Consider the following 26774-nt stretch of genomic DNA (forward strand, 5'->3'; position numbering starts at 1 on the left):
GGTTTAAACCTTATCAAGCTTGAGTAGATATTTGTCTACAAAATTAGTAACTATTCTGAGATGAGGAAAAAAGTTAAAGAACGCAACAGCGTTTGGTTCTACTCGCTAACTGTCCGAGCAGAGCTTGATAGACTAGAGGTGAGAGTAATCTACAAGTTCTCAATCGCGAGTACTATGACCAGGTTAGCTTGAAATTTGAGAGATAGCAGCGATCGCTCTCTACCATTTGATGTTGCTATTCGCCGCCAATCTTTACTCACCAGCCGCGATCGCTTATTACAGGAGCGCTAACTAATCTTTTCTGCTCTCGTGCGATCGCTAGCAACATCGTTATTGAAACAATGCGAATTACAGACAACCTTCAGAAATTACTCGATATTTTTCCCCCACAGATTCGACAGGTCTTAAAACAACACCCACAGCGAGACAACTTAATTGAAGTCGTTCTGGATCTGGGTCGTCGCCCAGAAGCCCGTTTCCTAGACGAACGCGCGGAGCATCTGTCTGACACTCTCGTCACCCGCGAACAGATCGATTATTGCATCGATCGCGTGGGTCGCTTTGGGACGGATAACCGGGCAGGTATCGAGCAAACCCTGCATCGCATTAGTGCCATTAGAAACCGGAATGGAGACATTATTGGTTTAACCTGTCGCGTCGGTCGGGCAGTCTATGGGACGATCGACATGATTCGCGACTTGGTAGAAACGGGGAAGTCGATTCTGATGCTAGGTCGTCCAGGCGTGGGAAAAACGACTGCATTGCGGGAAATTGCGCGGGTGTTGGCGGATGACCTAAATAAGCGCGTTATCATCGTTGACACGTCTAACGAAATTGCCGGGGATGGCGATATCCCCCATCCAGCGATCGGTCGGGCGCGGCGGATGCAAGTGGCAAGTCCCGAACTCCAGTACAAAGTGATGATTGAGGCAGTGGAAAACCATATGCCCCAAGCGATCGTCATCGATGAGATCGGTACTGAGCTAGAAGCCTATGCAGCGCGAAGCATTGCCGAGCGGGGCGTACAGTTGGTGGGCACCGCTCACGGCAACTCGATTGAAAACCTGATTAAAAACCCGATCCTGTGCGATCTGGTGGGTGGGATTCAGTCGGTCACCCTCGGCGATGAAGAAGCTAGACGACGGGGTAGCCAGAAGACCGTGCGAGAACGCAAAGCGCCTCCCACTTTTGATATTGCCGTAGAAATGCTGGAACGGCAGCGCTGGGTAGTTCATGAAAGCGTCGCCGATACAGTAGATAGCCTCCTGCGGGGGCATCAGCCACATCTGCAAATGAGAACGATGAATGGAAACGGTCGGGTCGCGATTACTCGCACGGTTCCCCCCGTGCCAGTACACGAACAACCCCTTTCCTACGAACCTTTAGACGTTTCCGAGTCAAACGGTTGGCGAAAGACAGGACAAATCATCCCTTTCCCAAACGTGCAATCCTTGGACTCTGTTCGTTATAAGCTGGCTCTTATGGGCAAAACTTCGCCGTTGCGTCTTTACGCCTACGGCATTGGTCTTCACCAATTGATGTCTGCGATCGAGACGCTGAATTTACCTATCGTCCTGACCCGGAAAATCGAGAAGGCTGATGCCATCTTGGCATTGCGATCGCACTTGAGAAAAAACGCCGACCTACGGCGCATGGCTAAAAACGATCGAGTGCCAATCCATACCATTAAAGCCAACACAATTTCTCAGATTGCTCGAGCCTTACAACAGTTGTCGGACATGAATGAAATAAGGATCGCACTCGATAAGCAAGATCGACTCGGACAAGTCAAGGAAGCGATCGCTGCCAGCCCGATTTAGACAGAGGTGACTAACTCAGCCGTATCGGTCTTTTTTTGGAAACTGCCGATGAATTCATCAATCGGAATGGCTGCCATAGTCAGAACTCTTACGCTGCCACGGGAACTTAACTCAGCAGCTATCCGCGCCATTTGCACGTTGTCCGGTCCCTCAACGATATTAACGAAATCATAAGGTCCAAGCACGGCATACTGCGAGAGAACTTTTACGCCCAGGGCTTCAAATTCCTTATTAACTTCTTTGATTCGCTCTGGGTTGTGTTTGAGGGTTTTGGCTCCTTCATCAGTTAGATTGCTCAAAATAATGTAGGTGGACATACCAAACCTCCTAAAGCATTTTATCAAAAAGCTTTTCCTGAAGATAAAGAACTTTTCTAACTTCCCTCCACTTCTAGTGTAACGATCGGCTAATTGACCTAACCTCAATAAATGTTAAGCAGCCAGCGTGCCCAGCCATTTACCCAACTTCCCCTAAACTTCAATCAGATCGGTATGTCCAAATCCCAATGCATAGTTAAGGACCGAAATGACCTTGGGCGTAATCTTAAGAAGTGCCACTGTTTCAGCCGTGGGATGCCAAGACATACTCGCGATCTGTGGAAATTTGCGTTCGAGAATGGCGATCGCGCGATCGAACTCATCGGGATCGGTGACAATTTCAGCAATCGCTCCCATTGAGAGTCCTTTAATCTGATTCCAGTCTTCGTAGTCGCGATCGATAGTCAGCGATACCTTATTGCACTTTCTGATATTGTGTACTTTCTGGCTGTCTGGGGATACAACAGCGTAGATCGTCAAGCCATCATTGGCATAAGCAACTGTAGTCGCTTGGGGATATCCATCTTCGCGGATAGTCGCTAAGGTCATTATGTTGTGTTCCCCCATCAGTTCGAGGATGAAGTTTTTGACTTTCTCCTCCATGACTCACTCCTCTTTTCTAGCAACTTTCCCCCTCAAATATGGTTAACCGTTTTGGGTTACAGTATTTGATGCTTGCTTGAATTTCTTTGGCCCCCTCTGCTTGTAAGTCTTCGATATAACCCGGACCCATAGTTTGGGCTTCTTGAGAACTCTGAAAGGGTCCGAAGTAGTAGATGCACTGAGGGTTCACTGTGACGATCTCTACCCACCAATATTTACCATCAATTGATGAATCACTATTTATCGGATCTGCGATCGCGCTGAGTGGATTCAGAGATAAATTGTCACCATGCATAACACTTGCACTTATTCAAAAAGAGTGTTATTTATTTAACTCTACCGATTGAAAGTGAGGAAATTGTGAGGGTTGAGTGGAAATTTGGCTCGTAATGAGGCACGAGGCTTAGTTCTTTCTGGTACAGTTGTTCCGTTCCCACCCGTTTTGCTTGCATTTGCCTGGACTCAATTGAAAGACGTACCCGTGATTCAAAGTAAATACTCTCTTAGGTAAGTTGTTGGCGAATTGGTAAATCGCGATCGCGCCTGAAAGCTGAAAATGTTACATCGGTTTGTCAATAAGTTCTGATATAAAACCAAAGAACGAGGCTAAATAAATAAGCTTTTTAGCGATCGCAATCAAAACTGGGAAACCTAGCCTTAGTCCCTCATCAGCAATTATGCAAATTAAGTTTTGAGGTGTTATCGATGGCTCTAACCTGGATGAAAAATCTTGCTCTCGCCTAGAAAAGGTCGCTGAGAGAACCGTCGATGCTAAGCCGTCGAATGGCTGTGGCAAGTAGGGGTGCGATTGAGACGACGTGCAATTGTGGCCAGTCCAGATCGCTTGGCGATACAGAGTCGGAGACAAAGATTGCCCTGATGCTCCCATGAGCAAGCTTGGCACGCGCATTCTTGACAAACAGTCCATGAGTGGCAGCAACGGTCATCTCAGCGCGGGCACCCGCGTTGAGGAGTGCCTCAATCCCTCTAGCAATCGTGCCGCCCGTTGAAATCATGTCGTCGATAATCAGGCAGGGGCGATCGCGCACGTCACCGATAACTCGCGTCACCTCAGTTTCTGTGCCACTCTTGCGCTGCTTATGCAGCACGATCGCGGAAGTATTGAGCTGTTGGGCATAATGAGTTGCCATCTCAAGCCGTCCGATATCTGGCGACACCACAACGAGATCGGGAGGTAGCCGATCGCGTAACGCTTCACAGAACGTCGGTACTGCCGTAAGGCTGTCTACAGGAATGCGGAAAAACCCTTCAATTTGCGGGGCGTGCAGATCGAGCGTGATAACCTGATTGATGCCAACAACCTGTATCAGTTCGGCCACCATACTGGCGCTAATTGGTTCCCGCCGTCCATGTCGCTTATCCGAACGAGCATAGCCAAAATAGGGCACAATGGCGACAATCTGGCTAGCTGCCGCGCGACGGCACGCATCTGCAAACGCGAGAAGTTCAACTAGGTGGTCGTTGACTGGGGGCGAGGTTGACTGCACGATGAAGACCGTCTTGTGGCGGACTGATTCGAGCAACTGCACCGCAACTTCGCCATCTGGGAAACGTTCGGTTACGCAAGCCCCTAACTGGACTCCCAATTCTTGGGCGATCGCATTTGCCAATCCTGGATTAGCGGTGCCAGCCAAAAGAATGAAGTTAGCCATTCTTAGTACCTCTTGTTGCTAGAGAGAGGCTCATTCCCCACTACCAGACCACCTTATCGATCTCAATCCTGGTTAAATTTTTCGGTTTCACACTGCGGCGGTCATCTTAGCTCGCTTGTTGTAAAAATCGACGAGCTTATCTAATTTCATTCTAAAAAAATCACTGAGATTATACTTAAAAATTAATCCGGCAGCATTTCAGATTTTCCCATTAGCTTCTTAACTTTAGTTTACAAACAGCTTCTAACCTAATCAGGAACCAGGAAAAGCCGTCCTAGAAGGACGGGGTTTTAGACCCATCTTTCTGATAACCGTCTCTATCGAGCGAGACAGTAAACAGATATCGGGGCAGAAGGTGAAGATGTCAATTTTTCTAAACGCTTCTATCTACGAAAACCCGATCGCGTTAGAAAGATATTGAAGCTGTGTTCCGCGCGATCGAGTAGTCATGGCAATAAAAGAAGCAATGCTTTATGAAAAGCTAGCAGACAATCGAGTTCGCTGCCATCTGTGCGCCCATCGTTGCCTCATCGCCGATGGCAAAATGGGGATTTGTCAAGTTCGCGAAAATGAAGGCGGAAAACTTTATACGCTGGTTTACGGGCGCACGATTAGCCAAAATGTAGACCCAGTGGAGAAAAAGCCGCTGTTTCATTTTTATCCGGGTTCGACTGCTTATTCGATCGCCACCCCAGGCTGTAACTTTCGCTGTGCCTGGTGCCAAAATTGGGAGATTTCCCAAATGCCGCGTCTTGAGCATATCATTGCTGGCTATGAGGCGACCCCCGAACAAATCGTGGCTGACGCACAGCGCTTTGGCTGCCGCAGTGTTGCTTACACCTACACGGAGCCGACCATCTTTTTTGAGTATACCTATGATACGGCACGACTCGCTCGTGCGGCTGGTTTGGCCAACATCTACGTGACTAACGGCTACATGACCGCTGAAATGTTGGAGACCATCCAACCTTATCTGGATGCTGCCAATATTGACCTGAAAGCGTTCCGCGATCGAACCTATCGGCACTATATCGGGGCGCGGCTACAGCCAGTGCTAGACAGTCTCAAGGCAATGAAACAGCTGGGGATCTGGCTTGAAGTAACGACCTTGGCGATCCCCGGCATCAATGACGATCCGGCAGAGTTGAGGGATGCCGCGCAATTCATCGCTCAAGAGCTTGGTGTGGATACCCCCTGGCATCTCAGCCGCTTCTTCCCAGATTACAAGCTGACAGACGTGCCACCGACGGCGCTAGATAAGCTGCGTCAGGCACGGGAAATCGGACTGGCAGCCGGGCTAAGATACGTCTATATTGGCAATGTCCCCGATGCGGAGAGCCAGAACACTTACTGTCCCGGATGCGGTAACGTAGCGATCGAGCGCAGTGGTTTGGGAGTGTTAGACAACCGAATTCAAAATGGATGCTGTCCGGATTGTGGATTCGCGATCGCGGGGGTTGGGATGTAAGGTGGATCGTTTACCTCAGGAGTCGTCGTTTAGGATGCCATCGCGATCGTCTCACAAGAGTCTCATCTCAAGTGTTTATTAGACCCCTGTAAAAATATTAAGAAGTCTATTAGGCAAGAAAACTAATAGATTGCCATAATAATAGTGGTCAAAGAAGAGCCAATCGCGATGAATGGGTCAAGTTCATAGCAACATGAACTATTTAACCTGGTTAAGTAAGGGAGCTTCCCTCTATTTTTCCCAACTAGATCGTTCTCGCCGATGGCTCGCACGCCAACTCGCTGAGTTCGGGTTAGGAGCGGTAGAAACTCCGTTTGAGATTATTTTTTCCGAACCTGGGATCGGGCTTCGCTCCTATAGGTCCGACTGGGAAAGCGGACCGGTAATGCTAATCGTTCCCGCCCCGATTAAAAGCGCATCGATTTGGGATTTGAGTCCCTCTGTCAGCGTTGTGCGTCATTGCCTTCGGGCAGGATTGCGAGTATACCTTATCGAGTGGGAGCCGCCAGGAGAAGCTCAACAAGATTCCGGTTTGTCGGAATATGCTGACCGCCTTATTCTAGACTGTTTGGAACAGATCTCGTTGGAGACCGGACAATCACAGATTTTCCTAGCCGGGCATTCCTTGGGAGGAACTCTCGCTGCCATCTTTTGCGCCCTCCACCCCGAACGAGTCAAAGGACTGATTCTCCTGGGATCTCCTCTTGGTTTTGGTTCGTCGTCGGGAATTCTGGCTTCTTTCGTAGCAGCTTCTCCCAAAACTTCTTTTTTAACGGCAGCTCTGGGAAATGTTCCCGGCTCATTTCTCTCTATCGTCTCCGGAACTATCGCTCCAGTCCCCCTCGGATTTGACCGATGGCTGGATTGGATTTTAAGCCTTCGGGATCGCCACGCCCGATTGACCCACCTGCGGGTCGTCCACTGGACGCTCGAAGAGATGCCCATGGCACAGCATCTTTTTGAAGAAGTTGTTGAGAAATTGTATCGCGAGGATCGCTTTCTGAGCGGAACCTTAAGAGTTGGGGGAAAGCTGGCTCTGCCAGAGCAGGTGACAGCTTCGGTGCTGAGCGTGGTAGATGCGCGATGCCGACTCGTTCCGCCTCAGTCCGTCGTGCCATTCCATCAAGCCATTCGCCATCCCGATTCCCAACTGCTGTGGTATGAAGGAGACACGGGAGTCGCTCTGCAACACGTCGGGATGCTCGTCGGACGGCAGGCTCATCTGCATATTTGGCCGCAAGCGATTCGCTGGATTCAAACTCATTCGTGAACTGCTGCAAGTCCTTCTCTGTCATAATAGTAAATTCATAAATCAATCTCTGCTTTCACTAACTCACGAGTGCGACGGAGGTGGAAACCGACTTTTTCACACACTCGCTGCATGGCATGATTTTCAGGCAAAATTTCAGCCGAGATCCGCTCTAATTGCTCGTCGCGACCAACTTGTACCAGTCGTTTCAGCAACTCAGTTCCTAAGCCAAGACGCTGGTATGGATCGCTGACCAGCATAGCGAATTCGCCCTCGTTTACCCCTGGCAATTTACTTAAGCGACCTACTGCTAGGATTTCGGGGGTTCCAGTTGCCGGATTTCGGTACTCCGCCACCAGTGCCATCTCGCGATCGTAGTCAATGAAGCAGAGGCGGGTTAACCACTCGTGGGTGGTAAGCCGACTCAGTGCCATCAGATGGAAATAACGCCAATAGATGCTTTGCTCGGAGAGGGTTTGGTAAAATTGAACCATTTGCGGCTCATCTTCCGGTCGAATAGGGCGAATCGTAACGGGGGTGCCATCTTCCATTTTCCATGGTGCGACGTATTGGAGTGGATAGGGACGAATTGCTAGTTTGGGAAGTTGGCCTTCTGCGATCTCTTCTGGGTGAAGCACGATCCGGGCATCTAGCACTATCATCTGTTCTGAAGAGACGAATAGAGGATTGATGTCAATTTCTCTAATCCAAGGCTGCTCGACCACAAGCTGGCTGAATCGCACTATCAGATGCTCTAAAGCGCGAAGATCCACAGATTTGCGTCCTCGGACTCCTTTGAGGGCTTTATAAATTTTGGTTTGTTCCATCATCCGCCGCGCCAGGGTTGTATTGAGAGGAGGTAGCGCTAGCGCTCGGTCTCTAAACACCTCTACCAGTTGTCCCCCGGAGCCAAACAGCAGCACCGATCCAAATTGGGGATCGATGCTACTACCGACGATTAGTTCATAACCGCCATTGAGGTTGAGCATTGGCTGTACGGTCACTCCCAAAAAATGCTCCTTCCCGGCTTTTTCTCTCACCGATGTTTCAATGGCACGATAAGCCCATTTGACATCTTCTGCGCTGAGGAGATTCAACTGCACCCCACCCACATCGGTTTTATGGGTAATGGTTTCCGACAGGAGTTTCAGCACTACGGGATAGCCAATAGCGTTAGCTAATTCTACTGCTTCGGTTTCATTCTCGGCTATCGCCGTCTGGATAACAGGAAGACCGTAGGCGGACAGAATGCGTTTAGATTCCAGTTCGGTGAGAATAGTTCTACCTTTGTGGCGCACCGATTTGACAATCGCTTCTGCCAGAACGCGATTGGGTATTCCTTTCTCATCGGGGGGTATGGTCGGAGTTTCGTAGATGCCGCTCAAGTTGTAGCTGTATCGCCACATGAAATTAAAGAGCCGCGCTGCTGAATCGGGATAGCGATAGGTGGAAATGCCAGCGCGATTGAGAATGGACTCGCCCGCCGCTATCTCATCTCCCCCCATCCAACTAGCCAAGACGGGTTTGTCAGCGTTTTTGGCGAGATGTTTCAACTGTTCGGCTGTCTGGGTGGGATCGGTCATGGCTTGGGGAGTTAGAATCACCAGTAAACCGTCACTGCCCGGATCTTTGAGGGCAATCTCTACAGCTTTGGCATAGCGTTCTGGGTTCGCGTCACCTAGAATGTCAATCGGGTTGCCATGACTCCAGTGAGGGGGCAGACATTCGTTGAGTTGGGCAATTGTTGTTTCAGAAAGTTCTGCCAGTTCGCCTCCCGTGGCAATTAAGGTATCAGTCGCCAGTACCCCCGGTCCTCCAGCATTGGTGATAATGGTCAGTCGAGGCCCTTTGGGCAAGCGGGGATGTTTGGCTAGTACCTCTGCCAGAGCGAACAGTTCTGAAATGCGATTGACTCGCAGCACCCCGCAGCGGCGAAAGGCGGCATCGATAACCTCATCACTACCTGCCATGGCTCCGGTATGGGAGGCGGATGCCTTAGCTGCTGCTTGCGTCTGACCCGCTTTGATGATGATGATTGGCTTAGTTAATGCCACCTCCCTTGCCGCAGAGAGGAATGAGCGAGCATCGCCTATCGACTCCATGTAAATAATAATGCTCTGGGTGTAGGGATCGCTACCGAGATAGTCAATCAGATCGCCCCAACCCACATCTAGCATCGTGCCAGTGGAAATAAAGGCACTAAAACCGACATTCTCAGAAAAGCTCCAATCGAGGACAGCAGTACACAGGGCACCGCTCTGACTGATAAAGCCAACATTGCCAGGACGAGCTATTGCGCTGGCAAAAGTGGCATTGAGACCCGTATGCGGATTCATTACTCCAAGGCAATTGGGACCGATAATGCGCATCTTGCCCCGCGCTTTCTCGATGATTTGCCGCTCTAAATCGAGTCCCGCCGAGCCGATTTCTTTAAAGCCCGCAGAAATGATAATCGCACCTTTGACACCAGCTTCAACGCACTCTCCAATGATGCCGGGCACTGTCGGTGCGGGAGTAGCGATGACCGCTAGCTCCACTGGTTCTGGGACCGCCTTGATGTTGGGGTAGGCTTTAATGCCCAGGACGCTACGTCGGGCAGGATTGATGGGAAAAACTGTGCCGCCAAAGGGGTTGCTGATTAGATTCCACAGTAAAGTTCGCCCCACACTTCCTTCTTTTTCGGTAGCACCGAACACGGCTATCGTCTCCGGTGCCAAGATGGAGTTGAGGGGCTGGCGCTCGGAGCGGAAAATATCGTAAGCCGGATCGGTAGTTGGTTTGAAGGGCTGTATCATTTTTATATTCCTCGTAAGTAATTACTTACATAGCTAGTTGCTTTAAATGGGGATGATTTTGTTTCTCCAATTCCTATTTTATAGAAAATTTTTGTTATTTTTGCTTGGTTTTAACCAACAGCAAAATTGTTTTCATGGCTAAATTAATTAGAAAAAAATAACTCTAATATTTGGAATTTTTAGTAAAATTTATCAAAATTTTGAACCAAGCATCTAAACATTATTCTCACTTTTTATCTGGTTGCTTTTCGTTTTATTTTGAGTTTCTACTGGGTTGAAAGATAGCGATCGCTTGCGGGAAAATCCTACCCAGAACTAATCGAGCAGGTCATGCTCAAAATTAGGAGATGATGAATTCATCAATTAATTAACGGCAAGTTTGCTTTTACTTGAGTTGATAACTCTCCCTTGCGAAACCCATTAGAATTCGCACAATAGATTTTATTGCTACATAACAGCGTGCCAACACACTTTGTCTTCAAATAAGTTATTATATTATATGTATATTGGTCATGAACTCAGTAGCATTCTTAGACTCGAATGTTACTGGTTCTGAGCGTTATGATACTTGGCTTTATCCCTTCACTTGCCAAGGTAAAAGCACGTTGTTAGGAACCTAGCAACAGTGAGACTATTCCCGCAGCAGAAATACTAGGCGAGACGCTAACGTATCGAATGTTAACGCTTCACCAATACTCGCGATCGCATTTACACATCTACACTACGTAATCGCGATCGCGCGCGCAAACTAATGTCCAATCAATAACGGGAAGAGGAAATAACTATGTCTACTTATAAACACAGCTATTGGCACTATGAGGACGATACTGCCTACTATGTCAGCGTGTATGCTGACAGCACCCATGAATGGAAAACTATTTACCGTCAGCTTGATGACGGGTTTGAATACGTGGAGACAAGAGAATGTTAGCCCTTTGGTACGTTAATTATCTTCATTGGAGACGCTGGATGCCTTTGATGGCTTTTATTATCTAGCAACTACTGCATTGTAGTAGCAGCCAGAAAGGCGTTGACGAAAAGCGAATGCCAAAAAGTTTCCCCAAGCGAGCGTTGTATAGACGTAGATGTTTGGGGAAGCGATGGGCGCGTAAATTTTACCCTACATAAATGGAAAAAGGTGATGCAATGTGACTGGGTACGAGCGCTTACACAAGTATTTGTACCAACAGTCATTATCTTGGGACGGCGAAAGATTGAACGTCTATGAAAATAGAACCGAAGGACAAGATAATGACCGGAGGACATATTATTTGGGAAGAGGCACTGTATTCCCCTACTTAGCGAGAATACTCAGAAGTTCTGTGACAAAATTTTTTTGAAAAGTTATACCAATTCGCCGATGCTCCTCCACTTCGTGGGAGTCCGCGTGGTTCGTCAGCGATCGGTTCGCAATTAGTCAGCAGTTCTGTGTGTAAGGAGATAGGTTTTTAAAACCTTGATGAGATGAGTCTTTCTCAATCGAAAATTCAAAATGGTATTAATCGCGTTTAGTCCAAAAAGTTCGTTCTCCACTGAGCAAAGCAATCCCTAGCGTGACGATGCCAATTCCGAAAATCTGAATTCCATCAAGAGTTTCACGAATTGTTGCCCATGCAAGTAGTGCCGTCAATGCCGGACTACTAGAACCAATTATAGAAGCGGCAGTTGCACCAATTATACGAATGCCGATATTGTTGAGGGTATGTCCGATAAAGCTGACCAAACCTGAAAAAATACTGCAAATCCACAGGGGAGTCCATGCAAGTCGAGCATCGGGAAGCTGCCAAAACAATAAGCTAATGCCAGAAAGCAGCAGTGTAGAAGCAAAACTAATCCAAGTAAAGGGGATCGGGTGCAGTTTTTCAAAACATTTTTGGGCAACCACATTGTAAAAAGCATAAACGATCCCAGAACCGATACTGGCGAGAATGCCGCTCGCGATCGCATAATGATTATTAGTGGCAGAAGACTGGGGAATGGTAAGGGCACTGCCTACCAAAATCGTGCCCATGATTATCCAGCGAAAAAACGTAGGGCGATCGCCAAAAAACTTCCAGGATAGTAATGCCGTAAAAACTGGATAGGTGAAGAAGAGTGTCATGGCAATTCCTGTCGGAATCAAACCAATGGCAATATAGAGCGAGGCAATGTAGACAAACATCAACACGCCACAGCCAAATGCTTGCATCAGAACATCCCTGCGATCGCGGGCGAATAAGCCTCGGAATTCTTTGAAAGCCGATGGATACAGCCGGATAGCGAGAACTACCATCAGTGGAACCACTAACAGCATCCGCATAAACATCAGCAAAAATGAATTAGGCAAATTGGGTTTAACATATCCGCCGAGTAAGAATAAACCAACAAAGAGATGCTCTGAAAACAGAACTCGAACAGTAATGTTGTGGAAAGTTAAGAAAAAGGCGGATAGAAGAACTGTTAGAATTCCCTTCACAATTAAAACGCTTTTTAAAACAAATCCAATCTAGCTATTTTACTTGGATCGGATCTTGAGCGATCGCCTGATGGGAGCGCGAACCATTCAAACTTCCTAACTTCCAAGAGCAGCTACAGCAACCGATTGTTGGTTATCGAGTTTCGTTTGCATCAACTGCGTTCCGGGAGAAAGTTTGCCAGTTTGTAACCATTGAGTCACCTCCGTACAAGATTGTGCCCGGCTAAGCCACTCTTTAAGGTTTTCTCCCTCTAAGGTTTCGCTATCGAGGAGCGCAGTCGCCATCTCTTCGAGCAGATTCCGATTCTTAGTTAAGATCGTCAGCGCGATGTGATGTGCGCTATCGACAATCTCCTTTACTTCGCGATCGATCTCTTCAGCGACTTTAGGGCTGACCGAACGCCGAGGATTAATAGTTCCTTCCAAAAATTGTTGTTGGGTTCTCTCGAAAGCAATAGGTCCGAGTTCATCGCTCATCCCGTAGAGAGTGACAAATCGCTCAGCCAGATCGGTGGCTTTTTGAATATCATCGCTCGCTCCCGTGGAAACCTGACCGAAGATCAATTCTTCTGCCGAGCGTCCGCCTAAAAGAGTCACAATCCGACCCCGAAGCTCATTTTCGATCATCAAAAAGCGATCTTCCTCCGGTAATTGTAACGTATAGCCCAAAGCTCCAACTCCACGGGGAACAACCGAGATTTTCTCAACCGTGCCTGCACCCGGCATCAGCGCTCCAATAATCGCATGACCGACTTCGTGATATGCTACCGTCTTTTTCTCAAGATCGTTCAAGACGCGAGATTTTTTCTCCAGCCCGGTCACAATTCGCTCGATCGCTTCGTTAAAGTCAGTCATAGTGACTGTATCGCGGTTTCTCCGGGCTGCTAACAGCGCGGCTTCATTGACGAGATTCGCCAGATCTGCCCCCGCAAACCCTGGCGTTCGGGCTGCCAGTTTCGCCAAGTCAACATCTTCAGCCAGTTTTACGGTTTTGGAATGGACTCTTAAAATTGCCTCCCGACCGCTTTTATCCGGGCGATCGACGACAACCTGACGGTCAAACCGACCAGGGCGCAAGAGCGCCGGATCGAGAATCTCAGGGCGGTTTGTAGCAGCCAGGAGAATAACGCCCGTATTGGGATCGAAGCCATCCATTTCGGAGAGGAGTTGGTTGAGGGTTTGTTCTCGCTCCTCGGTGCCGCCTAAAGGAAACCCAGCACCTGCCCGCGATCTGCCAAGAGCGTCCAATTCGTCAATGAAAACGATGCAGGGGGCTTGTTGCTTTGCCTGCTCAAATAGGTCGCGTACTCGTGCTGCCCCAAGACCGACGAATAATTCAATAAACTCGGAACCTGAAATGCTGAAAAAGGGAACGCCAGCCTCTCCAGCGATTGCTCTTGCTAGTAGGGTTTTCCCCGTTCCTGGGGGACCTACTAGCAACACGCCTTTGGGGATTTTAGCCCCCAAACGAGTATATTTACCGGCATTTTTGAGAAAATCGACAATCTCTTGCAGTTCTGCTTTCGCTTCATCCACCCCGGCCACATCATCAAATGTCACGCCCGTGCTACCTTCAGAGTAGATACGAGCCTTGCTCTTCCCAAGGGTTAAAGCAGCAGGGCCAGCCCCTTGACTGCGGCTGAGCAGCCAAGCCCAAATGCCAACAAAAATAAGAGGTGGGACAACCCAACCCAATACCGTTCGGAGCCAGCCCATGCCACTTGGAGGTCGAACAAAGTATTTGACGTTATGCTCCCTCAGCAGCTTGGGCAATTCAAAATCCGTAGGCACGGGAATGGTGTCAAAAACTTGACCGGGTTGAATCCCAGTTCGCTCGGCACCGCGATCGGTTTTCAAAATGTATCGGATTCGTTCGGGACCGATTTCCGCCCGCTCGACTTGACCCGCTTCTACCTGAGCAATAAAATCGCTATAGGCTGTTGTAGGATACCGAGGTCCCTGCAATAAAAACAAATTGAAAAGAATAAGGATCGCGAATAGGAGAATCAAGCTGCCGCCAAACTGCTTTGGCTCAGGCATTTTCAGACGACGATTGTTATTGGTATCGATAGGCATTGCTAGTAGCTCCTTGTCAAATCAATTGAGTAATGTGTCCTACTTGTACGGCGCGATCGCTAATGCCGATCAATTTTTAACCTTTGTGAATTACTTGTTTTCCACAAAGTCAGCATCAATAACATCATTGCCGCCAGCCGTTCCGCCCGTCGCGCTTCCAGCTTGAGCGTAAATGTTACTGCCTACTTGCATGAGCAGCTGCTGCAACTCGTTAGTGAGAGACTTCATGCGATCGTAGTTTTCTTGGTTAATCGCTTCGCGCAAATCCTTCACCAATCCCTCTACTCGGCTCTTATCGGCAGTACTGACGCGATCGCCCAAATCTCGGAGTTGTTTCTCGGCTTGATAGGCGGCAGAGTCTGCCAGATTCTTCGTATCGATTTGTTCGCGGCGCTTTCTGTCTTCGGCTGCATGGGACTCGGCATCTCGCACCATGCGTTCCACTTCATTTTTCGGTAGTGTAGAAGCACCTGTAATCGAAATCGACTGCTGTTTGCCCGTACCCCGATCTCTGGCAGTAACCGAGAGGATGCCGTTAGCATCGATATCGAAGGTAACTTCAATCTGCGGTACGCCTCTAGGAGCCGGAGGAATTCCCATCAAGTGGAATGTACCCAGACTCTTATTGTCTTTGGCTAATTCTCGTTCGCCTTGGAGGACGTGAACTTCTACACTCGTCTGCCCGTCTGCCGCCGTGGAGAAGATCTCCGATTTCTTGGTAGGAATCGTGGTATTGCGAGGAATAATCTTGGTCATCACGCCGCCCAGGGTTTCTACACCCAAGGATAGGGGCGTAACATCGAGCAGCAAGATATCGGACACTTCACCCGCTAGAACGCCTGCTTGAATTGCCGCACCGACGGCGACGACTTCATCGGGGTTAACACCTTGGCAGGGTTCCTTACCCGTCATTTGCCGCACGAGAGCTTGAACGGCTGGCATGCGCGTCGCACCGCCGACCAGAACTACCTCGTCGATGTCGGCAGTCGTGAGTTTAGCATCTTGAAGCGCCTGTTGCACTGGCTTGCGGCAGCGATCGATGAGGTCGGAACACATCTGCTCGAATTGTGCCCGCGTCAGGGTCATTTCTAGGTGTTTTGGTCCTTCGTGGGTAGCAGTGATAAAAGGCAGGTTAATATTAGTTTGAGTGGCACTCGAAAGCTCGATCTTAGCTTTCTCTGCTGCTTCCGTCAGCCGCTGCAACGCTTGCCTGTCTTTGCGCAGGTCGATGCCTTCGTTGCGCTTAAACTCATCAGCCAGCCAATCGACAATTTTTTTATCGAAGTCATCGCCGCCGAGGTGCGTGTCGCCGCTAGTAGATTTCACTTCAAAGACTCCATCGCCCACTTCGAGGATGGATACATCGAAAGTGCCACCGCCGAGGTCAAAGACGAGAATCGTTTCATTCGTCTTTTTATCTAAACCGTAGGCGAGGGCAGCTGCCGTAGGTTCGTTGATGATGCGCAGAACTTCGAGACCGGCGATTTTTCCCGCGTCTTTAGTGGCTTGCCGTTGGGAGTCATTGAAGTAAGCAGGAACAGTAATTACTGCTTGAGTGACTTTTTCTCCCAAATATTTGCTTGCATCCTCAGCCAGCTTGCGCAGCACTTGAGCGGAAATCTCTTCGGGGGCAAATTGTTTGCCGGCGACGGGGCAATTGAGTTTAACGTTGCCGTTGCTGTCGCGCAGGACTTTGTAAGAGACTTCGGTTGCTTCGTGGGTAACTTCATCATATTTGCGACCGACGAAGCGTTTGATCGAATAAAATGTATTTTCTGGGTTCATTACCGCTTGGCGTTTGGCAATTTGACCGACCAAGCGATCGCCCGTTTTGGTATATGCGACGACGGAGGGAGTAGTACGCTGTCCTTCGGCATTAGCAATGACCGTTGGCTGTCCTCCCTCCATAACAGCAATGCAAGAGTTTGTCGTTCCTAAATCGATTCCAACTACTTTTGGCATATACGTTCTCTCCCCAGCCAATCGTTGCATTTAGAAAAGAATGGGGTTGACAGGACTGGTAGTGAAAATCGAGTTACCAATCCTGTTCGCTTCGCAAGTGAATCTCTAACCTAACCGAGTGCAAGATAGTCCGCCGTTGCACGGCGGAGCCTGAAAAGCACTTCGTCAATTAAGCAACGCTAACCTTGACGACTTTGTGTTTTTCTGTCTCGGTTTTCGGCATAGTGAGACTCAAGACCCCGTTTTTGTATTCGGCTTGAACTTTGTCGGTTTGAATGTGGGCAGGTAATGGAATCGTTCGCTCGAACTTGCCATAGTAGAATTCAGAGCGAGTGACTCCTATTCCTTCAGTCTTAGTGGCCGACTTGCGCTCGCCGCTAATCGAAACCGAGTCAGCGGTCACTTCAATGTTGAGATCTTTGGCTTCCAAACCTGGGACTTCGAGTTTGAGGCGAATCTCGCTGTCGGTTTCTTCCATTTCAGCGACAGGAACGCCAAAAGAAAGCGCTCTTCCGCCATCGGGCATCAATCTTTCAAACAAGCGATTCATGCGCTGTTGTATGCGTTCCATTTCCCGCCAGGGTTCCCAACGTTCGAATTCCCAGAAAGGTTCCCAGCGTTCGATTTCTCGGAAAGGTTCCCAACGAATAAGTGACATAACTACACCTCCAATCTTGGAGTTTTTTCATAGGAGGCTTAAGCTCAAGCTTCCCGATTCGTCGGAAATTGGTAAGGTTTTTCAATTCCAGGTTTCGATTTCGGGAAGCTCGATCTCAGGCTCCCCAGTTACAAGCTAACAAGAAAATCTCGGTGCACTAGGTTCGGTTCTCTGGCAAAAGCGATCGCAATTTCCGTACCCCGACCATACTGATATATCGTATCGTTTGGGTTATTGCCCTCTCCAACTGTAGGGGTAGTCTTTATCCTCCAAGGCAGCTGCATATTGTGTGAGCTTTAGCGGACGAAAGGTATCGATCATCACGGCGAGTTCGTCAGTCCGTTCCTTGCCGATAGAACCCTCGTAAGTTCCTGGGTGAGGACCGTGGGGAATGCCGCCGGGATGAATGGTAATTGATGCCCGATCGATTCCTTTGCGCGACATGAAGTTCCCCTCAACGTAGTAAAGAACTTCATCCGAATCGACGTTGGAATGGTTGTATGGAGCCGGAATCGCCAGAGGGTGATAGTCGAACAGCCGAGGGACGAAAGAACACACAACAAAGCCAGGACCTTCAAAGGTTTGATGCACGGTCGGCGGTTGGTGAACCCGACCTGTAATTGGCTCAAAATCCTCGATATTGAAGGCATAGGGCCAAAGATGACCATCCCAACCGACCACATCGAGGGGATGATAGCGATAAAAGTAGCGGGTAATGCGATCGCGCGCTTTGACCCGAATCTCGAACTCGCCTTCTTCGTCGTGGGCAATCAGCTCCTCTGGCGGGCGAATGTCGCGCTCGCAATAGGGGGAGTGTTCTAGAAATTGACCGTAACGATTGAGATAGCGGGCGGGCGGTTCGACGTGCCCATTGGCTTCGATAACCAGCATTCGCTGTTGGCTGCCTTCGTCGGGAAGGATACGCCAAAGCACTCCAGCAGGAATCACTAAATAATCGCCCGGTCGATAGCGGAGAATTCCGAATTGGCTCTCTAGTATGCCACTGCCTTCGTGGATGAAAATGACCTCATCGCCGTGGGCAAAGCGATACCAGTAGGACATTGATTCTGTCGGTCGTGCCACTGAGATACAGACGTTGTCATTAGCTGCGAGCGGAACTCTTGCCGCGATCGCATCGCCCCCAGTAGCTACAGTTGCCGCACGCAGATGGCGGGGATGCAGTGCCCCTGGTTCTTCATAGGGAATTTCTAGTATTCTATCGAGTAACAGTTTATCGAGCTGGGTAGGCGGGTGCAGGTGGTAGAGCAGAGATTGCACGCCCGAAAAGCCGCGAGTGCTAATCAACTCTTCGCGATACAAAGATCCGTCGGCTTGACGAAATTGCGTATGCCGCTTATGGGGAATGCGTCCTAACTTGTAGTAGTAAGTCATGGTTTCATCCCTGTGCTTTGTCTGTTTCCTATCCATCTAAGGCAAAAAAGGAAAAGTGAGAAGTCAGTATTTTTGCCTTTTTCCTTTTAACTTTTTCCTTCTATAGATTGCCCCGCATCGCCTGTTCGCGCTCGATCGCCTCGAACAAAGCTTTAAAATTCCCCTCACCAAAGCCCTGCGCTCCGTGCCGTTCGATTATCTCGAAGAATAGCGTCGGTCGATCTTGCACGGGTTGGGTGAAAATCTGGAGTAAATACCCTTCTTCATCCCGATCTACCAGAATTCCCAATTCTGCTAGCTTATCGACCGGCTCGTCGATCTTGCCGACTCGTTTCTCCAAGTTCTCGTAATAGGTTTTCGGGGTGTCGAGAAACTCAACTCCTGCCGCCTTGAGATGGGCGACTGTCGCGATAATATCGTCAGTAGCGAGAGCGACGTGTTGAATTCCCGGACCGCAATGGTATTCCAAATACTCTTGGATCTGCGATTTCCGCTTGCCCCCGGCAGGCTCGTTGATCGGCAATTTAATTTTGCCCGTACCGTCCTGCATTACTTTAGACATTAATGCCGAGTACTCTGTCGAGATCGTTTTCTCGTCAAAATGCACCAATAGGCTAAAGCCCATCGTGTCGGCGAAAAACTTCGCCCATCGCTCCATGCCGCCGACTTCAACGTTTCCGACTACGTGGTCGATCGCTTTTAGTTTCGTCTCATAAGAGAGAGGGCGATCGCTGTAGCGAGGTTCGAAACCCGGTGCAAACGCGCCAGAATAATCGCTGCGATCGATGAATTTGATTAATACATCTCCGTAGCCGTGGATAGCGGCGTAGCGGAATATCCCGCGCCCGTCTTCTTCTTCAGTCGGCGCGATCGCGGCTTCGGCTCCTCGCTCGACTGTCGCTTTGTAGGCATCGACAGCATCCGGAACTTCTATGGCAATGACGGCTACGCCATCTCCATGTTTGAGAACGCTTTTTGAGATCGGGTGGTCTGGATTGATCCCCGTACTCAAAACAAAGCGGATATCTCCTTGCTCCATTACATAAGAAGCGGTTTCGCGGCTGCCAGTTTCCAGACCCCGGTATGCCGTATTGGTGAATCCGAAACATTTTGAGTAATAGAAAGCTGCCTGCTTGGCGTTGCCGACATAGAACTCAAGATGGTCGAATCCCTTAATCGGAAAAAAGTCGCTCATTTGAATTTCTCCTTTAAAGCAGCCTTTAGGACTGCCTTTCTCGATGTTGTTGGGAGAGCAATTGGGGATGGGAATATCTAGACGCAGACAGTTCAGATGCTTGCTAGAAATCGAAAGCTGGTTTTTAATGGCTTGACCTTTAGTTGCGTTAATTAACTAAAAGCCTTTAATAAGATTATAAATTTTATTTTTAAAGTTATAAAAGTATCGATCGTTATTTTATATACTTTGATTTGATTCGATCTTCTACCAACGTATCCGTCGAACATCCTCGAACGAGTCTAACTGGAGAGATAAATTGCTAAAGAACAACACTAAGGTAAAGCCAGCGCCAAAAAACGCCGAACAACTTCAACAGTTGGATGAGATAGACCGACAGATCTTGCACCTGTTGCAAAACAACAGCCGGATTCCTAGCGCTGAATTGGCTCGTCGGGTCAATCTCTCAGCGCCGGGATTGCAAAAAAGACTGAAGAAGCTTGAAGAAAGCGGCATCATTGAAGGTTACGTTACGTTGGTCAATCGCGAGGCGATAGGTTTAGACTTGTTATGTTTTGCACAGATAACGCTTGCCCACCATAGACCTGAATATGTCGGGCAATTTTGCGATCGCGTCAAGGAATTACCAGAAGTCTTAGAATGTCACCACCTCACTGGCGAATTTGATTATCTGCTGAAAGTAGTTGTCTCCAATCGCCAGCATCTAGAAAGGTTTTTGTTCGACAAAATTACTCGCATTCCAGGTGTGGATAAGATTCGTACTAGCATCGTTCTCAACGAAATCAAAGCATCTACTTCATTGCCATTGCCTGAAGCTGCAATTGACAGCGTGAGTTTAAGCGAGAATGAATAATATAGACTCAGACCTCTTGTTAACGGTGCCGGAGTTGCTTCCTGGCTGGGAACTAGCAGTTGCTGGCATTTGGGCACCGGAATTTGAATAGAGAACGAGGCTTTATGCTTGCATCGATAAAAATACTTCTCTCATCGATTGTGGACTATGCCGGACTTTTCCCGCCAGCCAAGCTTGACATGCGGGAGGCGATGGCAAATTACGATCGCGATCGAATGAGTTCCTATAATTGGATGCTGGGTCGTTTTGTCCTACCAGCGTCCCGACTCAACGAGTTTGAAGAACTCCTACCAGCATTTTCCTCACAGCAATGGTCGATCGCAATTATTCTTTCGGGAAATCTGGAGTCGGAGATGGAAAGGGTACAATCTATCTCTGACGGAGGCAAAATAAAGCTCGCTGCCCTAGAATTTCCCCCACTGCCCCCCGACGAGATCGAAAGCGTATTTCCCAATCTCTCGGCTGGCGTTGACGTATTCTTTGAAATTCCCCTGGATGGAAACTTAGAAGCCTATCTAGCTGCCCTGCAATACGCCGATGCACTGGCTAAAATCCGAACCGGAAGCACGATCGCCGAGGCTTTTCCAACCGCATTCCAACTAAGTCATTATATTATCTCGTTTGCCGAAGCTCAAATTCCCTTTAAGGCAACCGCAGGACTACATCATCCCTTACCAGGCAACTATCCTTTAAACTACGAGTCACAGAGCAATACCACAGCAATGCATGGTTTTCTCAATGTTGCGATCGCGGCAGCACTCGCCTATTGGCAAAAAATCACGCGAGAAGAAGCGCTAGCAATTCTTCAGGAATCTTCCATCGAAGGTTTCCGATTCGCAGAAGACGGAATTAGCTGGGCATCCCATCACCTAAACCTTTCAGAAATAGAGGGAGCCAGACAACGTTTCTTTCGATCCTTTGGTTCCTGCTCCTTTAAAGAGCCAATAGACGACCTCAAGACACTAAAACTGTTAAGCTAATTGGTTGTTAGGAGTCAGTGATTTGATTTTGGATTGGGGAGTAGTTAGTAGTAGGGGCGGTTTTTTTGCAGTAAGTGTTGGTAAATCTCTAGGATTTTTAGATAAACCCGCCTGTACAGTGGATAGTAGTTAATTGTCTCTCCAGTCTCCCCTGTCTCCTTGTCCCCCAGTCTTTGAGTCCCCCTCTCCCCGTCTCAGAAGTCTCCCCCTGCTCCCAATTACGAATTACGAATGACATATGATCCGTCCCATCGATGCCACACACGATCCGAATTTGCGCAGTTGGGTAGAATCGGCGAATCAAAAAGACACCGATTTTCCTATCCAGAACCTTCCTTTAGGAGTATTTCGCAGGCGGGATAGCATTGACTCCTCGCGCATTGGCGTTGCGATCGGCGATCGCATTCTCGATTTGTCTTTATGTGTCGAAGCCGGACTCCTAGAAGAACTTCCCGGGAAACTGCAAGAAGCTTGTGCGGCAACCAACCTCAATCCACTGATGGCGATGGGGAGCGAAGCTTCCTTGGCGCTGCGCCGTTGCTTGAGCGCACTGTTGCGATACGACACGCAAAAATCCCTTCCAGAACGAGAAATTCTCGTATCGATGTCCGATGTCGAACTTTTACTACCCGCCGAGATTGGCGATTATACGGACTTTTACGCCTCAATTTTTCATGCCACCAACGTTGGCAAGCTATTCCGCCCCGACAATCCCCTACTTCCTAACTACAAGTATGTCCCCATCGCCTACCACGGACGCGCTTCCTCTATCGTACCCAGCGGCACATTTATCAATCGTCCCAAAGGTCAGCGAAAGCGTCCCGATGAGACAGCCCCCAGTTTCGGTTCTTCTCGACTTCTCGACTACGAAATGGAAGTCGGATTCTTTGTAGGGACTGGAAATAAACTCGGTCAGCCCATCCCAATAGACAATGCTGAGGAACACATCTTTGGACTTTGCTTGGTTAACGACTGGTCGGCACGAGATATCCAAGCCTGGGAATACCAACCCCTCGGTCCTTTTCTTGCCAAGAATTTTGCTACCACCATCTCGCCTTGGGTAGTGACTCTAGAAGCGCTTGTCCCTTTTCGCTGTTCGGCGTTTTCTCGTCCCCAAGGAGATCCCCCGCCGTTGCCCTATCTTTTTTCGCGGCAGGATGCTAGCCTGGGCGGGATCGACCTCACGGTAGAAGTATGGCTGCTTTCGGCTCAGATGCGCGAGGCGGGGATGGAGTCATTTTGTTTGAGTCGCGCTTCTTTTGCACAGATGTATTGGACATTAGCTCAGATGCTTGCCCATCACTCAAGTAATGGTTGCAATCTCCGCACGGGAGATTTACTGGCTAGCGGCACAGTCTCAGGTGCCGAAGAAGGTTCGCAAGGATCTCTGCTCGAACTTACCCAGCGCGGCTCACAACCCATTCAACTGCCAACAGGTGAAAAGCGAGGTTTCTTATCTGATGGAGACGAAGTGATTTTGCGAGGATACTGCGAAAAAGAAGGCTACGCCAGAGTAGGATTCGGGGAATGCCGAGGCACAGTTCTATCTGTAGAGTAGACTTCTCGCTTTAACCCTCTTGTGTCACTTTAGCAGATTGCGATCTCCTAGACTCCGATCTGATAAATAATAGCTAGAAGCTAGCACTACACCGCCATCAACTCATAGGGCTGCACCGTTATTTGACCAAAAGTTTTTATCGATCGCCTACCCCATAACTATCCAATCGATTATTGTTAATGACTTCTATGATTCAAAACCAAATAGTCGTGTTACAGAAATATATATATTTATTTGAGCTTGCTAATGGCTGCTTGAATCCGCTCTAGTGCTTCTTGGATATTCTCTAGAGAATTGGCATAAGAAAGCCTCAAGTATCCATCGCCAAATTTTCCAAAAGCCGTACCGGACAATACCGCTACTCCCGCTTCTTCGAGTAGATAGTCGGCAAGTTCCCCACAGGAAAGGGGCAACTGCTTCACATTGGGGAAGACATAAAAAGCGCCTGCGGGTTTAAGGCAACTAATTCCCTCAATGGTATTTAAACCTTCTACAATTACATCCCGCCGCTGTTTAAATTGGGCAACCATTTGGGTAACAAAATCTTGCGATCCTTTGAGCGCTTCGATTCCTGCCATTTGAGTAAACGAACACGTACAGGAATTAGAATTAATCGTTAATCGCACAATCTCCTCAACAAGTCGCTTGGGAGCGATAGCGTAGCCCAATCGCCATCCCGTCATCGCATAGGTTTTTGAATGACCGTCGAGCAAAATTGTTCGCTCTTTCATGTCAGGAAAACCAATAATACTTTCGTGTTGTCCTTCATAGAGAATGCGGGAATAGATTTCGTCGGAGAGGACGTAAAAATCGTATTTGTTTGCCAGATTGGCAATTGCCTCTAAATCCTCTTTTTTGAGAAAACCGCCCGTAGGATTTTGGGGAGAATTAAGAATTAATAGGCGAGTGCGATCGGAAATTGCGGCAATTAAATCTTCAACGCGAAAGCGAAAATCAACTTCCTCTCGCAAGGGCAGCGGAACGGCTTTTGCGCCCACAAAGTTAATAACCGATTCATAAATAGGAAAACCCGGATTGGGATAAATTACCTCATCTCCTTTCTCAATCAGCGCTAGGATAGTAAAAAAAACAATCGGTTTGGCGCCGGGAGTCACGACAACTTCATCGGGATAAATCTCAATGCCTCTCGTTTGCGAAATGTGCTCGGCTATGACTTCGCGAAATTCCCATAGTCCGGCAGCAGGGCTGTATCCGGTGTATCCATCTTTCATCGCCTGGAAAGCAGCTGCACAAATATTCATGGGAGTTTTAAAATCGGGCTGACCGATTTCGAGGTGAATAATCTTTCTGCCTTGCGCCTCTAAATTTTTTGCTCTGGCAAAGACCTCGAAGGCTGATTCAGTTCCTAAACGACTCATTCGCTTGGCAAATTTCATAGGAATTCCTTTTTCTAGGGCAGCAAAGTTAACTGGAAAAGTTAATCTTCAAGAGAAGCCAAGAGCGCTTCTCTGAGATGGGTGCAAACATAATTGTTCAACTCGATTGAGTTTCTACTGGCGCAACTGGGAATTATGTATCCCACCATCGTGAAGAGAAACTATACTGCTAATAACCCATCATATCTTTCTAGTTAATAGCTCGCGCTATGTTGGTCAATCTCTATCTTTCTTAAGCTAAGCTGCTGATGGATCTGCGTTATACCAATTTGAAAAATCTTGGCTACGGATGGATTTTTAAAACCTTTATGGGATAAAACCAATTTTCATGTTTTCGCGATCGACATTCTTCACCCCTCTCCCAAATAGAGAGAGGGGATGGGGGTGAGGGCGATCGACTATTTCTGTCATTAATGAATGAAAAATGATATGAGTCTTTCTCAATCCAAAATCTAAAATAGTATTACATTACGATGCTTTCTATCTCGACGCACTTTTCTCATAGTAGATGGAAGCCATCGTTGTCGTATCTGCCGAACAGCCCGACCATTCTACATTTGTTAGAAATAGAATAATGTAATTACCACCTCACACTCACAAGTAGCAGAGCCGTAAAACAGTCAAACAAGAAGATGCCGAGCAAGAAAGTTTATGTCAAAGAATACACGGTCAGAGCGCATACTAGAACGATTCACACTAGGATATACAAATTTATTTGTCACTTTTGTCATGAAGATGTCGAACGAGAAACCTATGCAACAACTTGTCCCAAATATGGCAACAAATGCAACGGAGTAGCGAGTAAATGCCTGCGCTGTATTAAAAACTAAGGGAAATTAAAGATGACGAAATTGCCGCTACCAGAACCGCCACAGAATAGCGAACAGTTCTTGCACGAGTTAGCGAATTATTATCGTGCCTTGCTCGATTATCACCAACGCTCTGCTACTTTAGCTGCTTCTCGTTTAGCTCACGTGGAAACCCTGCTCAATCTAGGTCAGCCTACTCTAGAGCAGCAAGCAACTTTGGAGCTAGGGTTAGACAATGTCATTAAGACAACGGTCAAGCGGCAAGAATCGCCAATATCGGTTCAACTGCCCAGCTTAGAACAACCAGGAGCGATCTCTATCGGGTCATTTCTTCCCAATCTAGAAGATTTAGAAGAACTTTTGAAAACTAATCGAGGAAAAATGTTGCACCTGGATTATATCGTCAGAATACTTTGCGGGCGGTTAGCAGACAAAGAACTTCACTCAGTCAAGCAGGTAGTAAAGCAACTTCTCGAACGAGGAGCGAGTCAAGGAAGATGGATGGCAGTGCCCGATTCTCCCGACTGTTGGACGATTGACTTGAGTGAATTTCCCGAACTTGCCTCTCTCCCAACTAAAAGAAGATCGAGAAAAAGAGGGGTATCTCGCCTACCCGGTAACGAGAAATTGGATCGGTATAAAAACCTGACCGAAGCGATAAAAACTTGCTTGGAAGAAAATATGCCCAAGGCAATGAGCATTAATGATATTTTGGATTGGTTCTATCCTCAAGGTCTGCCCCAAGAAAACAAAAAGCGAGCGCGTCAAGCTATTAGGGATGTTGTCATTAAAAAGTGCGGCCAGGTTGGTTGTTGGAAGCGTTTTGCAGTCGGTCTTTATATGCCCTATCCTGCCGAGCCTAAATAAAGTAAATCACTTCATTTAAGAAATTGAGTAAAAGATGAAGGATTGATAATAAATTTTAAATATTTTTTTGAATTTTTAGATTTAGTTGCCGATTCTTTTAGCATAGAAGCAAATTAGCTCATCAAAAATACTTTTTAAAAAGAGTGGAGGTTCCTATGGTTAGCTACGTAGGAATGCAAATGCCTCTGACTGCCAATCCAGGGGATAGAATTGCTGAAGAATCTCAAACGATTGAGGAAAAAGCCAAACAAATAGCGGTAGATAAGTACGATATTACAGGTGCCCACATTAAAGTTCCCACCTATTTCATTGTCACCTATCCTAATGGGGAAACTAAGGCACTCCATCATGTTAGGGATGCTCAGGAAATTTCTGATGTCATCCGACAAATGCATTTAGAAGAAGAGCCAACGCCAAGAAACACAAGCGAGCACAAGTCGAACCTCAATGGTTTAATTGCCGTCATAGGCGTGTCTATGTTGGCTTTGTTTTTGATGACAGCCGCTATTGCTATCGGCGTGTTTTAAGTTTAGGACAAAAAATCTTTAGTGGTATTTTGGCGATCGCGTATCCTTGTCGGCGCGATCGCTTTTTGTTACATTGAGAGCCTTGGGACAAAGTTGCGTTCGGGCATGGTCTTGCCATAT

At 48.0% G+C, this 26774-nt stretch carries 22 protein-coding genes and 1 pseudogene; 11 read left to right on the forward strand and 12 right to left on the reverse strand.

What is annotated here, in order from left to right; translation table 11 throughout:
- Window positions 1–341 precede the first annotated feature (341 nt).
- Entirely contained in the window at window positions 342–1820 is a 1479-nt protein-coding gene (locus NIES593_RS15180) for an AAA family ATPase (protein WP_073600381.1), read from the forward strand.
- Here NIES593_RS15180 and NIES593_RS15185 read toward each other — a convergent pair.
- The 3 genes from NIES593_RS15185 to NIES593_RS15195 form a co-directional block, all read right to left on the reverse strand.
- Complete coding sequence (locus NIES593_RS15185; protein ID WP_015142173.1) at window positions 1817–2137, reverse strand: GYD domain-containing protein; 321 nt, start codon at window positions 2135–2137, stop codon at window positions 1817–1819. The genes NIES593_RS15180 and NIES593_RS15185 overlap by 4 nt on opposite strands.
- Before the next feature lie 153 nt (window positions 2138–2290).
- A complete protein-coding gene (locus tag NIES593_RS15190; RefSeq protein WP_073600382.1) occupies window positions 2291–2740 on the reverse strand; it encodes a pyridoxamine 5'-phosphate oxidase family protein in 450 nt (149 codons plus the stop codon).
- A gap of 16 nt (window positions 2741–2756) precedes the next feature.
- Window positions 2757–3035 (reverse strand): DUF1816 domain-containing protein, encoded by a 279-nt coding sequence (locus NIES593_RS15195; protein WP_073600383.1) that lies wholly within the window; start codon window positions 3033–3035, stop codon window positions 2757–2759.
- A gap of 72 nt (window positions 3036–3107) precedes the next feature.
- Here NIES593_RS15195 and NIES593_RS25860 point away from each other — a divergent pair.
- Window positions 3108–3227, forward strand: a pseudogene (locus NIES593_RS25860) (pepsin/retropepsin-like aspartic protease family protein); the annotation flags it as partial.
- Between the two features lie 253 nt (window positions 3228–3480).
- Here the strand turns inward: NIES593_RS25860 and NIES593_RS15200 are convergent.
- Window positions 3481–4413 carry a ribose-phosphate diphosphokinase gene (locus NIES593_RS15200; RefSeq protein ID WP_073600384.1) on the reverse strand — a complete coding sequence of 311 codons (933 nt, stop codon included), beginning with the start codon at window positions 4411–4413 and terminating at the stop codon, window positions 3481–3483.
- Window positions 4414–4867: 454 nt separating this feature from the next.
- Here NIES593_RS15200 and amrS point away from each other — a divergent pair, with 454 nt between their 5' ends.
- Complete coding sequence (gene amrS, locus NIES593_RS15205) at window positions 4868–5881, forward strand: AmmeMemoRadiSam system radical SAM enzyme (protein WP_073600451.1); 1014 nt, start codon at window positions 4868–4870, stop codon at window positions 5879–5881.
- 451 nt (window positions 5882–6332) lie between these two features.
- On the forward strand, window positions 6333–7151 hold the full coding sequence (locus NIES593_RS15210) for an alpha/beta fold hydrolase (protein ID WP_425432543.1): 819 nt from the start codon (window positions 6333–6335) through the stop codon (window positions 7149–7151).
- A gap of 35 nt (window positions 7152–7186) precedes the next feature.
- Here NIES593_RS15210 and NIES593_RS15215 read toward each other — a convergent pair whose 3' ends face one another.
- Window positions 7187–9925, reverse strand: coding sequence for a bifunctional acetate--CoA ligase family protein/GNAT family N-acetyltransferase (locus NIES593_RS15215; protein ID WP_073600385.1), 2739 nt, complete (start codon window positions 9923–9925; stop codon window positions 7187–7189).
- Between the two features lie 784 nt (window positions 9926–10709).
- Between NIES593_RS15215 and NIES593_RS24265 the strand changes: the two genes are divergently transcribed.
- Window positions 10710–10856 (forward strand): hypothetical protein, encoded by a 147-nt coding sequence (locus NIES593_RS24265; RefSeq protein ID WP_175561150.1) that lies wholly within the window; start codon window positions 10710–10712, stop codon window positions 10854–10856.
- Window positions 10857–11423: 567 nt separating this feature from the next.
- On the opposite strand, the gene NIES593_RS15220 is transcribed toward NIES593_RS24265, so the two are convergent.
- From NIES593_RS15220 to hppD, 6 genes are all read right to left on the reverse strand, one after another.
- Window positions 11424–12380 carry a DMT family transporter gene (locus tag NIES593_RS15220; protein WP_073600386.1) on the reverse strand — a complete coding sequence of 319 codons (957 nt, stop codon included), beginning with the start codon at window positions 12378–12380 and terminating at the stop codon, window positions 11424–11426.
- A 96-nt stretch (window positions 12381–12476) separates the two neighbouring features.
- On the reverse strand, window positions 12477–14456 hold the full coding sequence (gene ftsH, locus NIES593_RS15225; protein ID WP_073600387.1) for an ATP-dependent zinc metalloprotease FtsH: 1980 nt from the start codon (window positions 14454–14456) through the stop codon (window positions 12477–12479).
- Between the two features lie 90 nt (window positions 14457–14546).
- Window positions 14547–16418 (reverse strand): molecular chaperone DnaK, encoded by a 1872-nt coding sequence (gene dnaK / locus NIES593_RS15230; RefSeq protein WP_073600388.1) that lies wholly within the window; start codon window positions 16416–16418, stop codon window positions 14547–14549.
- A 169-nt stretch (window positions 16419–16587) separates the two neighbouring features.
- The gene (locus tag NIES593_RS15235; protein ID WP_073600389.1) at window positions 16588–17076 is read right to left on the reverse strand and encodes an Hsp20/alpha crystallin family protein; all 489 of its coding nucleotides are present in this window, start codon (window positions 17074–17076) and stop codon (window positions 16588–16590) included.
- Window positions 17077–17307: 231 nt separating this feature from the next.
- Window positions 17308–18468: a homogentisate 1,2-dioxygenase gene (locus NIES593_RS15240; RefSeq protein ID WP_073600390.1), complete on the reverse strand. Its 1161-nt coding sequence runs from the start codon at window positions 18466–18468 to the stop codon at window positions 17308–17310.
- A 100-nt stretch (window positions 18469–18568) separates the two neighbouring features.
- The gene (hppD, locus tag NIES593_RS15245) at window positions 18569–19663 is read right to left on the reverse strand and encodes a 4-hydroxyphenylpyruvate dioxygenase (RefSeq protein ID WP_073600391.1); all 1095 of its coding nucleotides are present in this window, start codon (window positions 19661–19663) and stop codon (window positions 18569–18571) included.
- Window positions 19664–19961: 298 nt separating this feature from the next.
- Here hppD and NIES593_RS15250 point away from each other — a divergent pair, with 298 nt between their 5' ends.
- From NIES593_RS15250 to fahA, 3 genes are all read left to right on the forward strand, one after another.
- A complete protein-coding gene (locus NIES593_RS15250) occupies window positions 19962–20516 on the forward strand; it encodes an Lrp/AsnC family transcriptional regulator (RefSeq protein ID WP_073600392.1) in 555 nt (184 codons plus the stop codon).
- Between the two features lie 104 nt (window positions 20517–20620).
- The gene (locus tag NIES593_RS15255) at window positions 20621–21496 is read left to right on the forward strand and encodes a hypothetical protein (protein ID WP_073600393.1); all 876 of its coding nucleotides are present in this window, start codon (window positions 20621–20623) and stop codon (window positions 21494–21496) included.
- 238 nt (window positions 21497–21734) lie between these two features.
- Entirely contained in the window at window positions 21735–23054 is a 1320-nt protein-coding gene (fahA, locus tag NIES593_RS15260) for a fumarylacetoacetase (protein WP_073600394.1), read from the forward strand.
- Window positions 23055–23284: 230 nt separating this feature from the next.
- Here fahA and NIES593_RS15265 read toward each other — a convergent pair whose 3' ends face one another.
- The gene (locus tag NIES593_RS15265; protein WP_073600395.1) at window positions 23285–24451 is read right to left on the reverse strand and encodes a pyridoxal phosphate-dependent aminotransferase; all 1167 of its coding nucleotides are present in this window, start codon (window positions 24449–24451) and stop codon (window positions 23285–23287) included.
- Window positions 24452–25083: 632 nt separating this feature from the next.
- On the opposite strand from NIES593_RS15265, the gene NIES593_RS15270 reads away from it, so the two are divergent.
- From NIES593_RS15270 to NIES593_RS15280, 3 genes are all read left to right on the forward strand, one after another.
- Complete coding sequence (locus NIES593_RS15270) at window positions 25084–25281, forward strand: hypothetical protein (RefSeq protein WP_073600396.1); 198 nt, start codon at window positions 25084–25086, stop codon at window positions 25279–25281.
- Between the two features lie 12 nt (window positions 25282–25293).
- Entirely contained in the window at window positions 25294–26127 is an 834-nt protein-coding gene (locus NIES593_RS15275) for a hypothetical protein (protein ID WP_073600397.1), read from the forward strand.
- Between the two features lie 155 nt (window positions 26128–26282).
- Window positions 26283–26654 carry a hypothetical protein gene (locus NIES593_RS15280; RefSeq protein ID WP_073600398.1) on the forward strand — a complete coding sequence of 124 codons (372 nt, stop codon included), beginning with the start codon at window positions 26283–26285 and terminating at the stop codon, window positions 26652–26654.
- Window positions 26655–26774: the final 120 nt, after the last annotated feature.

This window comes from Hydrococcus rivularis NIES-593, from assembly GCF_001904635.1.
Lineage (GTDB): Bacteria > Cyanobacteriota > Cyanobacteriia > Cyanobacteriales > Microcystaceae > Hydrococcus > Hydrococcus rivularis.

What these genes read in the sequence shown, in the direction of transcription:
- NIES593_RS15180 (WP_073600381.1), top strand. Translation starts at nt 342, where the DNA reads ATGCGAATTACAGACAACCTTCAGAAATTACTCGATATTTTTCCCCCA.
- NIES593_RS15185 (WP_015142173.1), bottom strand. Translation starts at nt 2,137, where the DNA reads ATGTCCACCTACATTATTTTGAGCAATCTAACTGATGAAGGAGCCAAA.
- NIES593_RS15190 (WP_073600382.1), bottom strand. Translation starts at nt 2,740, where the DNA reads ATGGAGGAGAAAGTCAAAAACTTCATCCTCGAACTGATGGGGGAACAC.
- NIES593_RS15195 (WP_073600383.1), bottom strand. Translation starts at nt 3,035, where the DNA reads ATGCATGGTGACAATTTATCTCTGAATCCACTCAGCGCGATCGCAGAT.
- NIES593_RS15200 (WP_073600384.1), bottom strand. Translation starts at nt 4,413, where the DNA reads ATGGCTAACTTCATTCTTTTGGCTGGCACCGCTAATCCAGGATTGGCA.
- NIES593_RS15215 (WP_073600385.1), bottom strand. Translation starts at nt 9,925, where the DNA reads ATGATACAGCCCTTCAAACCAACTACCGATCCGGCTTACGATATTTTC.
- NIES593_RS24265 (WP_175561150.1), top strand. Translation starts at nt 10,710, where the DNA reads ATGTCTACTTATAAACACAGCTATTGGCACTATGAGGACGATACTGCC.
- ftsH (WP_073600387.1), bottom strand. Translation starts at nt 14,456, where the DNA reads ATGCCTATCGATACCAATAACAATCGTCGTCTGAAAATGCCTGAGCCA.
- dnaK (WP_073600388.1), bottom strand. Translation starts at nt 16,418, where the DNA reads ATGCCAAAAGTAGTTGGAATCGATTTAGGAACGACAAACTCTTGCATT.
- NIES593_RS15235 (WP_073600389.1), bottom strand. Translation starts at nt 17,076, where the DNA reads ATGTCACTTATTCGTTGGGAACCTTTCCGAGAAATCGAACGCTGGGAA.
- NIES593_RS15240 (WP_073600390.1), bottom strand. Translation starts at nt 18,468, where the DNA reads ATGACTTACTACTACAAGTTAGGACGCATTCCCCATAAGCGGCATACG.
- hppD (WP_073600391.1), bottom strand. Translation starts at nt 19,663, where the DNA reads ATGAGCGACTTTTTTCCGATTAAGGGATTCGACCATCTTGAGTTCTAT.
- NIES593_RS15255 (WP_073600393.1), top strand. Translation starts at nt 20,621, where the DNA reads ATGCTTGCATCGATAAAAATACTTCTCTCATCGATTGTGGACTATGCC.
- fahA (WP_073600394.1), top strand. Translation starts at nt 21,735, where the DNA reads ATGATCCGTCCCATCGATGCCACACACGATCCGAATTTGCGCAGTTGG.
- NIES593_RS15265 (WP_073600395.1), bottom strand. Translation starts at nt 24,451, where the DNA reads ATGAAATTTGCCAAGCGAATGAGTCGTTTAGGAACTGAATCAGCCTTC.
- NIES593_RS15270 (WP_073600396.1), top strand. Translation starts at nt 25,084, where the DNA reads ATGCCGAGCAAGAAAGTTTATGTCAAAGAATACACGGTCAGAGCGCAT.
- NIES593_RS15275 (WP_073600397.1), top strand. Translation starts at nt 25,294, where the DNA reads ATGACGAAATTGCCGCTACCAGAACCGCCACAGAATAGCGAACAGTTC.
- NIES593_RS15280 (WP_073600398.1), top strand. Translation starts at nt 26,283, where the DNA reads ATGGTTAGCTACGTAGGAATGCAAATGCCTCTGACTGCCAATCCAGGG.